The sequence below is a fragment of the Thalassovita gelatinovora genome, assembly GCF_001458355.1.
Classification (GTDB): Bacteria; Pseudomonadota; Alphaproteobacteria; order Rhodobacterales; family Rhodobacteraceae; genus Thalassobius; species Thalassobius gelatinovorus.
Genome location: NZ_CYSA01000008.1, coordinates 58,948 through 70,842 on the forward strand (window position 1 = coordinate 58,948; position 11,895 = coordinate 70,842).

The 11,895-nt window shown below is 54.4% G+C and carries 10 protein-coding genes; 2 read left to right on the forward strand and 8 right to left on the reverse strand.

Going from position 1 to position 11,895, the window contains the following annotated elements; all coding sequences use genetic code 11:
- Window positions 1-36: 36 nt before the first annotated feature.
- From TG4357_RS04070 to TG4357_RS04100, 8 genes are all read right to left on the reverse strand, one after another.
- Window positions 37-1,317 (reverse strand): CpaE/TadZ family protein, encoded by a 1,281-nt coding sequence (locus TG4357_RS04070; RefSeq protein ID WP_058261603.1) that lies wholly within the window; start codon window positions 1,315-1,317, stop codon window positions 37-39.
- Window positions 1,318-1,335: 18 nt separating this feature from the next.
- Complete coding sequence (gene cpaB / locus TG4357_RS04075; RefSeq protein WP_074647078.1) at window positions 1,336-2,157, reverse strand: Flp pilus assembly protein CpaB; 822 nt, start codon at window positions 2,155-2,157, stop codon at window positions 1,336-1,338.
- Between the two features lie 47 nt (window positions 2,158-2,204).
- The gene (locus TG4357_RS04080; protein ID WP_058261605.1) at window positions 2,205-2,720 is read right to left on the reverse strand and encodes an A24 family peptidase; all 516 of its coding nucleotides are present in this window, start codon (window positions 2,718-2,720) and stop codon (window positions 2,205-2,207) included.
- 54 nt (window positions 2,721-2,774) lie between these two features.
- Window positions 2,775-2,936 (reverse strand): Flp family type IVb pilin, encoded by a 162-nt coding sequence (locus TG4357_RS19000; protein ID WP_074647080.1) that lies wholly within the window; start codon window positions 2,934-2,936, stop codon window positions 2,775-2,777.
- A 335-nt stretch (window positions 2,937-3,271) separates the two neighbouring features.
- Complete coding sequence (locus TG4357_RS04085) at window positions 3,272-4,609, reverse strand: pilus assembly protein TadG-related protein (RefSeq protein WP_074647082.1); 1,338 nt, start codon at window positions 4,607-4,609, stop codon at window positions 3,272-3,274.
- 17 nt (window positions 4,610-4,626) lie between these two features.
- Complete coding sequence (locus tag TG4357_RS04090) at window positions 4,627-5,592, reverse strand: type II secretion system F family protein (protein ID WP_058261607.1); 966 nt, start codon at window positions 5,590-5,592, stop codon at window positions 4,627-4,629.
- A gap of 9 nt (window positions 5,593-5,601) precedes the next feature.
- A complete protein-coding gene (locus TG4357_RS04095; protein WP_058261608.1) occupies window positions 5,602-6,600 on the reverse strand; it encodes a type II secretion system F family protein in 999 nt (332 codons plus the stop codon).
- Entirely contained in the window at window positions 6,593-8,086 is a 1,494-nt protein-coding gene (locus TG4357_RS04100) for a TadA family conjugal transfer-associated ATPase (RefSeq protein WP_058261609.1), read from the reverse strand. Before TG4357_RS04100 ends, TG4357_RS04095 begins: the two co-directional genes overlap by 8 nt.
- Window positions 8,087-8,422: 336 nt before the next feature.
- Here TG4357_RS04100 and TG4357_RS19640 point away from each other — a divergent pair, with 336 nt between their 5' ends.
- On the forward strand, window positions 8,423-9,667 hold the full coding sequence (locus TG4357_RS19640) for a LuxR C-terminal-related transcriptional regulator (RefSeq protein ID WP_199484622.1): 1,245 nt from the start codon (window positions 8,423-8,425) through the stop codon (window positions 9,665-9,667).
- An 18-nt stretch (window positions 9,668-9,685) separates the two neighbouring features.
- On the forward strand, window positions 9,686-11,884 hold the full coding sequence (locus TG4357_RS04110; protein WP_058261610.1) for an ATP-binding protein: 2,199 nt from the start codon (window positions 9,686-9,688) through the stop codon (window positions 11,882-11,884).
- The last annotated feature ends 11 nt before the right edge of the window (window positions 11,885-11,895 follow it).

Here is an 11,895-nt window from a genome sequence, read left to right on the forward strand (position 1 = left end):
CCGATACCCCCGGTTTTTTGTGGCAGCGCTCATCGTTTAACCCGCCCGCGAACGCTTCAGCCATTTAGTGGGCTTGAAGCGGGAACTGCTATGTTTTGCCGGGGGAGCACCGGTCAGGGTATAGGCCAGCTTTTCAAACGTATTGCGTTGCTGACGGTTGCGCCTGTGCTGGGCGACAAGTGTGCCGTTATTGTCGGCCGCCCCGTATTTTGCGGCGTCGAAATAAAGCAGGTTCGGATCGTTCACATTCAACGCGTTGATGAAATCGGACGGTTTGATTTCGGGCCGTTTGGGCTGATTGATCTGGTTCAGTACCAGATGCGGTTTCTTATCTCCGACCCGGATGGTCGACAGGATGTCGATCACGCTGCGGGTATTGCGCAGGCTGGCCAGATCAGGTGTGGCGGTCAGGATGACTTCATCGGCCAGATGCATCGCTTTGCGGGTCAATGGGCATATCGTCGAAGGCAGGTCCAGCACCACATAGGGTGACAGAAGCCGCAACAGGTCGATGGCATGGCCCAAAGCTTCGGGTTCAAGATTGTGTTGATGCTTGGGGAGGTTCGGCCCCGCCAACAGCTTCAGGTGGTCGTCGTAAGGGATCAGCAGCCGTTCCAGTTTCTGATCATCGAGCTTGTCGGTGTTGGATATCGTACCGATCAGATCCTGTTCGGGTGTTCGGTTCAGACACAGACCCGCCGTGCCATATTCGAAATCGAGATCGGCGAGAATGGCGTGACTGCGGGTTTGCCCCCCCATCATCCAGGCGATGTTATGGGCCACACTTGACGAGCCGGCCCCGCCGCGGGTGCTGATGAAAGCAAAGACCCGGCCAAGATTCACCTTGTCGGGATCGCGAAACATTTCAAACAATGCGGTGATCAGCAGCGGTGCGGTGACCGGAGTTTGAAGGTAATCCGCAACCCCTTGCCGGGTCAGTGCCCGGTAAAGGGTAATATCGTTCGATGGTCCCACCAGAACCAGTTCGGTTTCTACACGGCAGATTTCAGCGAGGGCGGCCAAACTGGCAAACAGGGTCGAGGCGTCTTCACCTACCTCGACGATCAACAGATCTGGACTGTCGGTTTCTTCATAGAAATCGAGCGCGGCGTCGATCCCGCCGTTGAACACCTGACAGCGCACCCGCGACATATGTCGCGAAGCCTGCATTTGTTCAACGGCAGCCCGAGTAGGACGGGTTGCGACGAAGACGTCGCAAGACATCGAAGGCAGTCGTCCCATTGCCGGCCGCATACCATGCGCACCAACCCCTTGTTCAGCATCCAAGTCTGCTGTGAATTTCGAGAAAAATTTCATCGTTCAAGCTCCGTCCGTTCAGTTCAACACGACGACTTCGCTGACCCCGCCCCGGTTCACCTTGACGGTGCGGATTGGTTCGACCTCGGCGGTTGCCTCGGGCAGTGCGAAAATCGGTTCGGATTGAGCAAGTTCCTTGATTTCATTGTCATCAACCGAACGCAGCAGCAGCGAAATAGATCCACTGGCTTCGGCGGCGATGATGGTTTCGGCATCTTCGGGCGCCATTTCCAGTGTCGCGGTCTTGCCGATGATCACGGCACTCTCGGAATTCGGGGATGATCCTGATTGGTCAATGGCCAGTACCCGAACATTTTGCAAAATGGTTTCGGTCTTCATGGCGTGTTTACAGGCGATTCCAGAGGTACAGTTGGTGGTCAGCAAAACATCGACCCGATTATTGGGAAGGATGAAGCCGCCCGCAGTCTGCGCGGCGGACACTTCAATCGCCACAGCGCGCATACCGGCGCTCAGAAGTGCTGACAGGTAACCTTCGCGGCTGTTGGACAGGCTGCCTGACAGGATCGGTTGTCCGGGGGCGAAATTGTGCCGAAGGATCATGCCGGTGAACTGTTCAAGTTCGTCATCGGCCCCGGTTCTGATGTGATAGGATTCAGACGCGGCGTCTTTGGGCCATGTCGCCCAGGCCAAAAGTTCGGGTTTGGTTTCCGTTCCTTCGGTCAACTCGGTCGCGGCAACCAAAACCTGAACGATCGGGACTGGTGCGTGATCTGGGTCGATTGACGCGCTCGAAATACCGGCGGGCGCAACCGTTTTGACAAGCACTGCTGCGGAGCCTCCGCAGACAAGAGCGATAGCGATGATAAGAGATCTGAGCATGATGCGCCCCCAAACTGGGAGGATGAAAACAACAATACGGGAGGGCCTCAGAACAAGGCCGACACCCAAGGTGTCCGAGGCAGGACGAAAAGAGCGGCAGCAGAAATCGCGAACCCATAAGGAACCGTGACTTGTCGTGTAACCGTTCCCGCGCCCGTTTCACGGATCGCCGGTGACAGGGGGGACCATCCAAATCGGTTGGCCCCCAGCATTGTCAAAGTGAAAAACGCACCGAACACTGTCGTTACAAACAGAAAATCAAGTGCATTTTGGGCACCGACCCAGATCGAACAGACGGCAGCGTATTTACCATCGCCGGCCCCCGCCCAGCCCAGTGCAAAGGCCGTGAGACCTACAAACACTACGATCGAACCAACCAGCAGGCTTCCCGAGATATCGGCCTGGCTCCATCCTGACCCGGGTGCCAGGATCATAAATCCGGCGAGGAGGGTCAGGATCAAACCATTCGGGATCGTCTTGCGCTTGAAATCCCAAAATGCAGCGAAAAGGATTGCGGTAATGAAACCGGATACCGACAGTAGCGAAAGATCGAACATCGGCATGTCGGTTGAACCTTTTCCCCTGGGATTGCGCAGGCTGGTTACGTCAAGACAAGCTTACAACGAGTTGGAGATTGTCGTGAAGGTAGATGTCAGGTCCGTACCGAGGGTGGTCAGGGCGGTGATCAGAACCACGGAAATCAGGCCAGCGATCAGTGCGTATTCAATCGCGGTGGCACCGGATTCTTCTTTTGCGAATTTGGTCAGGAACTTTTTCATGGGACTTTCCTTTCAGGTTTGTTGGCATTGTAGCCGGGGTAGGAGTGCCCTTTGGAGGGCGAGGCCGGTCTAGCAGCAACGGATGAGCGGCCTATGAACTGAGAATGACTCGAAACTTCCGCGCCACAAATTCGGTCGGATGCCCTAGGACAAAATGGTGGTTTTTGTGGGATGGCCTACATACCAAAGCATTTGGCACCCTAAGCTTTGGGGGAGGGTAGGTATTCTATGGAATTGGGATTCAGAAATGCCATTAAAAAACCCGGTCGAAACCGGGCTTTTTAATTGAGACAAGGCGGATTTTTTCATCGAAATTTGGCAGTTCAGGACATAGCTCATTCCACGACGGAAGCCGATTCGCCTGCCATGATCTGTTCGGTTCCGGTGTTTTCACACGTGACTGACAGGTCTGAATTTCCACTGAACTTGATGGTGTCGGCGATCACCTGGGTACAGCCGTTTTGAGCATTGGAATTGCCATTGAACGTGACCTCGGAGACCGGCAAATAAATTGCGCCCTGCAACGACACGCTGGACCCGCCGTTGAATTTATGTGACGTCCCGACGCTGCCGCTGCTCCCCCCGCCACAGCCGCTATGGCCGCTGCTGGAAGAATATTTCGATTCCCAGAACAGCATCCCAGAGGTAGGCCCGCTTGTCGGTGCATCCATTTCAATGGTGGAACCGCCGTTGAATTTGACATCGGCCCCGTTGGTCAAAAAGAAGGTCACGCCGCCGGACTGGTTTGAAATGACGGATTGGGAATTGACCGAAAAAGTGCCGCCATCAATGATGTAAAGCCCCGGTTCAAAGGTCACATTGCCCTTGAGTGTCAGCCCATCGCAGAACCTTTTGCTTTGCATGCCATTCGGATGGGTGGTGGTCGCACTGACGGTTGTGCTTCTGTTCGGGCGTCCGATTCTGCCGCTGCTGCATGATCCCCATGACACCGGTTCGGTTCGATCCGCATAAGGATCCCGGGTTTTTGCCTGCATGGTTTTTGGGGCGCTGCAATCATTCAAAGTCAGATTGGACGTATAAGTGGCGCCCCCCACGGTGTGAACGCAATCGGTGGTCATGTGCGATGCGGAATTGTGCATAGAAAACGCATCCGACGAAGTTGAATTCGATGTCACAACGCAATTGGTCAAATTGACATTTGTCGATCCCGTGACGGTGATCGCACCGGATGCGGTTTCAGACAGCGCCAAAATGCAGGCTGGGTTGCCACCATCGATCAGACTGACCGATCTGGCAGTCAGGTTGACGTCACCTTGCATGAATATCGCCGAAAACCAGCGCGGTCGGGTTTCGGTCAAAATGACTTCAACCGCAGAGCTATTGCCAGTATATTCCCCCGATATGGGCGGACTGTGAACCTCAATATTGCCGATTTGCTGTTCGAACCCGGATCCCGAAGCAATGGTCAGGGCGGTCGTATAAAGAGCGTTGTCATCATCCCCGGCGCGCAGTCGCACTGCAGCGGAGTTCGACGCCAGATCGGAAATATGCTGAAGCTGTCTTTGCTTTTGATACCAGTGTCCGGTTTCAACACCCAAGCCCAGTCCGCCCATCACAAGAGGCGACAAAATCGCAGTCATAATAAGCACAGAGCCCGTGTCGTCACGGGCAAATTGGGACAAACACGATGGCAGCGGCAGTCGTTTAAGCATAGCGCACCTCTTCGGTTTCAGTCGTACATGATTTGGATGATCGCCGGAGCGATGATGATGACAAAGAGAATAGGCAGGAAAAACAGGATCATCGGCACGGTCAGCTTGGGCGGCAGTGCGGCGGCTTTTTGCTTGGCACGTTCCAGCCGCAGATCGCGGCTTTCCTTGGCATGCACGCGCAGCGCCCGACCCAGATCGGTGCCGTATTTTTCGGTTTGTTTCAGCGACCCGACCACATGGCGGATCTGTTCCAATCCAGTCCGGTCGACCAGATTGTCCAACGCTTGCGACCGGTCTTGCAGATAGGACAGCTCAAGGGCGGTCAGCGAAATTTCTTCGGCCAGTTCGGTTGATTGCATACCGATTTCTTCCGCTAAACGCATCAGGGCGGCATCAATGCCATAGCCCGATTCAATACATATCAACATCAGATCCAGCGCATCCGGCCAAGCGGCTTGAATCGACGCCTGACGCTTTTGGATCCGGTTGGTGATTACTAGCGGGGGCAGCATGAAACCAACCACGCCGCCCCCGCCCCCCAGAAAGAGAATGTTCATGAAATTCAGTTCTTTGCCCAGTACAACCGTGCCGTAAAACAGGACCAACAACCCCAAAATGACGGGTCCGAATACCCGGATCGCCACGTAAGTCTGCACCGCTGAATTCGACCGGATTCCCGCCATTTTCAAGCGCTTGGACAGTTGTGCCGCATCGCCAGAGGATTTGTCCGCCAGAAAACCGGGCAACAGTTTTTGCATCAGTTTGGGTTGGTTGCCCTGTGCCGCCAAGAGAGAAGAAAGCCGCGGTTTCTTTTGGGTCATGGCGCGCATACCGCCATGTTCAATCGCAACCTTTGCCAGACGCCGCTGCAGATGTTCCTTTTGCAGTTTGGGAAGCGCCATTCCAAGCACCAGCGCAAAGCCTGCAACCGAAGTGAGTGCAATGGCGAGATAAACCGGAGATATGAACTGAAGCAAAGACACGATGACACCTTACACTTTGAAATTGATCATTTTTTTCATCACCATCACACCGCTGGACATCCAGAATACGCACCCGGCGAGGATCAGGTTACCGATGGATGTGGACGTCAGGATGGTGATGTAGTCGGGGCTGAGATAAAACAGGGACGCAGCCACCAGCAGCGGCATTGCACCAATCAGGCGGCCGGACATTTTGGCTTCGGCGCTCATTGTCTGGATTTGCGCGTCCAGCATTTTGCGCCCACGTACAACCGAAGACAGGTTGGTCAGAACTTCTGACAATGACCCGCCGCTACGCGATTGTACTGCAAGCACGATGGCGAAGAAGGATGTTTCAGGCAACGGCACCCGCACCGCCATACGATGCACCGCTTTATCCAGCGAAATTCCGACCGATTGGTCATTGAGCAACTGATTGAATTCGGATCGGACAGGTTCACGCGCTTCATTCGCGATGGTTTTCAAACATTCGCTGAGCGGCAATCCGGCACTGACCCCGCGCACGATAATGTCGAGCGCCGAAGGGAATTCATTGGCGAATTTTTTCAACCGCGTTTTCAATGCTCGCTGGACATAGAAATAGGGCAGGATCGCTCCTAACGGTATGGCGATCAGTATCAGCAGGATCGGTTGCTTGCCCACGGCCAGGGTCAGACCGCACCACACCATAACCATCGCGAATAAGGTGATGACCGCATATTTGGTCATGCTCCAGTTCAATCCGGCCTGATGTAGTTTGGCACGGATGGAGGGGCCGGAATTCTTGTCTTTGTGCTTCATTGCCGACCGGATTTGACGGCGGCGCAATTCAGCGTCGATTGGATCGCTGGTCGACATCATGCGGGCGCTTTCTTTGCCCGTGACCCTGTTATAGCGGCGTCGCAACAGTGCGCCGCGGCCCTTTTCGGAATTGCTTTGAAACATTAGGCCGGCGATCAGGACCGACACTGTCACGAAAATCGCAACGTCGATGCTGCTGACATGGAGGGTGTGCAGAAGTTCAATCATTGGCCGGCCATTCATCGCTTTCCGAGGCGCGCAGCGCTTCGGTCAATTGGTCTTCGACATTGTAATATCGGGCGCGTTCCCACATTTTGGGGCGGCTGATGCCGGTCGATTTGTGCTGACCGATCAGATTGCCATCTTCGTCTTCGCCACTGATTTCATAGACCAGCAGATCCTGTGTGGTTAGAACGTCGCCTTCCATCCCTAGGACTTCGGTGATGTGGGTGATCCGCCGCGATCCATCGCGCAGGCGTTGCGCCTGAACGATCACATCGACCGAACTGGCGATGATTTCACGGATGGTGCGGGCTGGCAGGGCGGCGCCGCCCATGGTGATCATCGCCTCGAGACGGGACAGTGCATCGCGGGGCGAATTGGCATGGACCGTGCCCATTGATCCGTCATGACCGGTGTTCATGGCCTGCAACAAGTCGAAGGATTCAGGACCACGCACCTCGCCCACGATGATGCGTTCGGGGCGCATCCGCAGACAGTTCTTGACCAGATCGCGCATGGTGATTTCGCCCGTCCCTTCCAGGCTGGGCGGGCGGGTTTCAAGCCGGACAACATGCGGCTGTTGCAGTTGAAGTTCTGCGGCGTCTTCGCAGGTCACGATCCGTTCAGACGTTTCAATGAATCCCGCCAGACAGTTCAGCAGCGTCGTCTTGCCCGACCCTGTGCCGCCGGAAACCAGAATGTTGCAGCGCACCCGGCCGATGATTTTCAGGATGTCAGCCCCTTCAGGGGTAATCGATCCGAATTCGACCAGGTTTTGCAAGGTCAGGGAATCCTTGCGAAATTTCCGGATGGTCAAGGATGTTCCATCAACGGAAAGCGGAGGGGCGATGACATTGACCCGGGAACCGTCAGGCAGGCGCGCATCGCATATCGGGCTGGATTCATCGACCCGGCGGCCAACCTGACTAACGATGCGTTGACAGACATTCAGCAACTGTTGGGAATCGTTGAACCGGATGCTGGTCTGCTGCATCTTGCCTGCGACTTCGATGAAGATCGGATCGGTTCCGTTGACCATGATGTCGGCAATATCATCACGCGCCAGCAACGGTTCCAGTGGGCCATATCCCAGAATATCATTGGTGATGTCGGAAATCAGTAATTGCTGTTCATCTTCCGATATCACTTCTTTTTTCACGGCCAGGATATCGGTGATGTAATTGGCGATTTCGGTGCGTTCGGCATCCATCTCCATCTTGGCCAGCTGACTGATATCGAGCATCGACATCAACGTATCCATGATCGACTTCTTCAGCGCGAAATAGGCATTTTCACCATCGGATTCGTATTTCAGCCTGGGACCATTGGAAACCGGTTTCGGGGACACCTGCGGGGTCGGTTTCTTCGCGGCTTTGCGAAGCGGGGCAGGGGTCTTGTTGGCTGGCTCTTCCCTCGGGGCCTCGGTGACAACCGTAGCGAGTTTTGCAACCTTTGGAGCTTGCTTGATGGAACCGGTTCTTTTCCCGAACATGGGGTGCCTCTATGCAACTGAACTGAAACTAATGCGACTGACGGGATGTATTGGCACATCTCGAGCAGGGTCCAGTATTCGGGGGTTTCGACAGACGAACAATTCAGCCGTATGGCCTAGCGTTTCGCCAAGTGGCCTAGTTTTTCAGGGGCAAGTTCGTTTGGGAGCTAACCAGAAAGTATGTAGGCAGGCGACTTTTGAACCCGGCCTTTAGCTCTTTGCGCGAAAAATCCAGCGCCTATAAGAGATAGTATGAAGTCAAGGAATCGTACCCGGATATTTGCTCAACTCAAAGCGGAACGGTTGCGGTAAAAAAATAAAAGATGGATTGTTGGCATGAGTGATCGCACCCATATTTCGCATTCAACCGATACTGAAACCGGGCGCGCACCTCAGTATCTGGAAGAGCAAGACTTGAGGGTGCTGATCCTGTCTCAGGCGGCGGAAACCACGCTCAACATAGACCCCCAAGGTAAGGTTTACCTGTATTTCGCGATGGATTGGGATGCCTTGGCACGTGAATTGCGGCAACGCGATTACGGGCTTCTGGCGCTTGAAATTGATGCCGACGGGTCCGGTTTCGATGGCGAAAAATTTACCCTGTTTCGCAAAGCCAACCCCGATTTACCCGTTGTATTGTTCGGGTCGTCTATCCCGGTTGCCGTGGCTCGGAATGCGTTACGGGCTGGGATCACCGGCATATTCCATACCGATCAGGACGACGAGGCAATGGATACGCCTTTGCGCCTTGTTGCCGAAGGTAAGGTCTACTTGGAAAGCGCGATGGCTGGCCAATTGATCGGGGAAAGCGAACAGTGCGGTGAAGACGATCAGCCGGTGATTTCGCTATCCAATACCGTTGCTCTTGTCGCTGATGACGACGAATATTTCCGCATGGCTGTGGTTGCCATTCTGGAAGATGAATTCGGGTTCACCGACATTCTGGAGGCAAGCAATCTGGAGCAGGCCAAACAGCAAATGGTTGGGCGCCCGCGCATTGATCTGGCATTGTTCGATCTGGGTATGCCGGGCATGTTCGGGGCATCTTCGTTGCAGGGATTGCGGCTGGAACACCCGCAGGTTCGGAAAATGGCGGTGGTTTCGGCCTCGCGCAATCGCAATGATGTGTTGGAATCTCTGGCTTCTGGGACCTATGGCTATGTTGCCAAATCCGAGGGCGTGAACGAAATGAAACATGCGCTGACGCAGATCTTAAAAGGTCGCGTCTACGCGCCGGCTTTGTTGCACGAACCACCCGAAGCGGTAAACAAAACAGTCCATTTTTCCGTTAATAGACCTGAGGGGAGAGCCCCTGATCGCGATCCGGAACAGGTGGCCGAAGCATCCCGCTATGTGCCCGACCCCCAGAACGTAGAGATTGATCTGGAAACGATCCCCGAGCTTTCACCGCGACAGCGCAAAGTGCTGGAGCTGTTGGTTCAGGGCATGTCGAACAAAGAAATCGCCCGTGAATTGAATTTGGGTATCGGTACCGTCAAAGTTCACATGACGGCATTGTTTTCGAAACTTGGCGTTTCGAACCGGACATCCGCCGTCGCTGTCGGTGCCCGGTTGTTGTAACGCAGAGGTATCCTTTTTATGTCGAAAGACACGGATATCATGAAAGCGCAGTTCGAGCCGGTAAACACCTGCCGACACGACAAGCGATTGCGCGCGGCGCTGATCAAGCTCAGCTTTGCCGGGCTGCTTGCTGTCTTTGCGATATTCCAGGTTTTCAATATCGTCCAATTCGTTACCAACGGGGCGCAGGATATCGCGATATCGACGCAACGATTGAAAGTCTTGCGTGATGTCGAAACGATTGTTGCATCGATTGGTGACAACATTCCCAAATACCTTGCGGCGAACAATCCTGCATCTCTTGTTGATGCCGAAGCCGTAATCACCGCTCGGTTCACCGAACTTTCTTCCCATGGACCCGAAGACGACGTTATGGCAATTGACGCCTTGCGAAATGCCACGCTGGGTTTGATGACCAGTTTGCAAACCGCAATCAAGTCACGCGACGAAATGGCGTTGTGGGATGCTGTGGACATGCAGCGCACGGCGTTCGAAACTTCGTTGCAGATCGCGATTTCCGAACAAGAACACATCGCGCATGGTGGTTTGTCCGGCTTGGTAGAGAAATCGCAATTTACCGTGTTCGCCCTGATGATCGTGCTGGCCGCAACCGTGTTCTTATTGACGACGGTTCTGGTAACCGGATTTCGTGAAATGAAACACCGAGAAGAAGTGGAAAGGGATTTGCGCGCAGCAGTACAGCGCGCGACCGAATCCAGTCTGGCCAAATCGCAGTTTCTGGCCACGGTCACGCATGAATTGCGCACGCCATTGAATGCGATCATCGGCTATTCAGAACTGCTTGGCGGCGAAAAACTCAGTCGGGATCAACGGCAACAGGTGTCACGCCTGTCAAATGCGGGACAAACGCTCAGCAAGATTGTCGATGATGTTCTTGATCTGTCGCGGATCGAAGCCGGGGCAATGGAATTGCGTGACGAATCTTTCTGCCCGCGCGAATTGCTGCAAGAAGCCATCGACTTGGTCTCGGTACATTCCTGCGCCAAAGGATTGGTGCTGACCTCGGAAACTGGACGGGAAGTTCCAAAATCCCTGCGTGGCGATCCTCTGCGCCTGTCTCAGGTTCTATTGAACCTGCTCAACAACGCGATCAAATTCACGCCTGACGGATTCGTCACGTTGCGGATGACATCGCGTATGAACGAAGATGGTACGGCGCAACTGCGGTTCGAGGTTCAAGACAGCGGTATTGGTATTTCGATCGCGGATCAGGACCGGTTGTTCCAGCGATTTTCCCAGATGCAAAACGGTGCCCAAGAATATCACGGTGGCAGTGGGCTGGGATTGTCCATCTCCCAAGGGCTGATCGAACAGATGGGTGGAAAGATCAACGTCTTCAGCCGTTTGGGCGAAGGAACGATTTTCTGGTTCCATGTAAACCTGCCCATCGTCGAAACGGATTTTCAAGCCCAGCCAGAGGTGCAGATCGAAGAAATGCCTGTTTCATTGGCTGATCACGTAAAATCCGTGATGCTGATCGACGACAGCGAAGACACTGCTGATGTGCTGCGGCGGATTTTGCTGCGCGAAGGTGTGCAATGTGATGCAATTACCGATGTGTCGCTGGCGCTGGATCAGATCGTTGAACACGGGCCTGATGTCATCCTGTGCGACATGCAAATGCCCAAGATAACCGGGCATGAGTTGACCCGTTGCATCCGCGCCTTGCCGAAACCTTTCTGTGACATCCCGATCGTGGCGTTTTCTGCCAACACCATGAAATCAGATATCGAAGACATGCTATTGGCTGGGGCGGATGGATATTTGGCCAAACCGTTTCAGGCACATGATGTGATTGAAGCAGTTTTGGCCGTCGTGACCAATCGTCCCGCGATCATTGAAAATGCCGCACAGCCCATCGTGACGGTCGCTGAAACTCCTGGCGAACTGGAAGACCTTGTCGATCTGATGGGGTCGGATTGGGCTTTGAAATTCATTGAACGGCTGTCGCACCGGCTGGAGCTGTTTTTCAAGGATGGCAAGGACACGGCCAAACGAATTTCAGTGGTTCACAGCGTGGTCGCCGAGGCCGGTCAATTGGGATTGCGCGATTTGGCCTGGACGGCATCCGCCTTGGAAGAAGCCCTGCGCGCAGGGACACGATCTGTGAACGAAGAGGCCCGTTTCCGAAATGAGGCGCGCAATTTTCTCTCTCGTCTGCCGGTCTATACATCACGCATCCGTCAGGCCCAGTAAATCAGGCCGGA

Bases quoted from the DNA above. Each gene is read 5' to 3' on its own strand.
- TG4357_RS04070 (WP_058261603.1), bottom strand. From the start codon at position 1,317: ATGAAATTTTTCTCGAAATTCACAGCAGACTTGGATGCTGAACAAGGG.
- cpaB (WP_074647078.1), bottom strand. From the start codon at position 2,157: ATGCTCAGATCTCTTATCATCGCTATCGCTCTTGTCTGCGGAGGCTCC.
- TG4357_RS04080 (WP_058261605.1), bottom strand. From the start codon at position 2,720: ATGCCGATGTTCGATCTTTCGCTACTGTCGGTATCCGGTTTCATTACC.
- TG4357_RS19000 (WP_074647080.1), bottom strand. From the start codon at position 2,936: ATGAAAAAGTTCCTGACCAAATTCGCAAAAGAAGAATCCGGTGCCACC.
- TG4357_RS04085 (WP_074647082.1), bottom strand. From the start codon at position 4,609: ATGCTTAAACGACTGCCGCTGCCATCGTGTTTGTCCCAATTTGCCCGT.
- TG4357_RS04095 (WP_058261608.1), bottom strand. From the start codon at position 6,600: ATGATTGAACTTCTGCACACCCTCCATGTCAGCAGCATCGACGTTGCG.
- TG4357_RS04100 (WP_058261609.1), bottom strand. From the start codon at position 8,086: ATGTTCGGGAAAAGAACCGGTTCCATCAAGCAAGCTCCAAAGGTTGCA.
- TG4357_RS19640 (WP_199484622.1), top strand. From the start codon at position 8,423: ATGAGTGATCGCACCCATATTTCGCATTCAACCGATACTGAAACCGGG.
- TG4357_RS04110 (WP_058261610.1), top strand. From the start codon at position 9,686: ATGTCGAAAGACACGGATATCATGAAAGCGCAGTTCGAGCCGGTAAAC.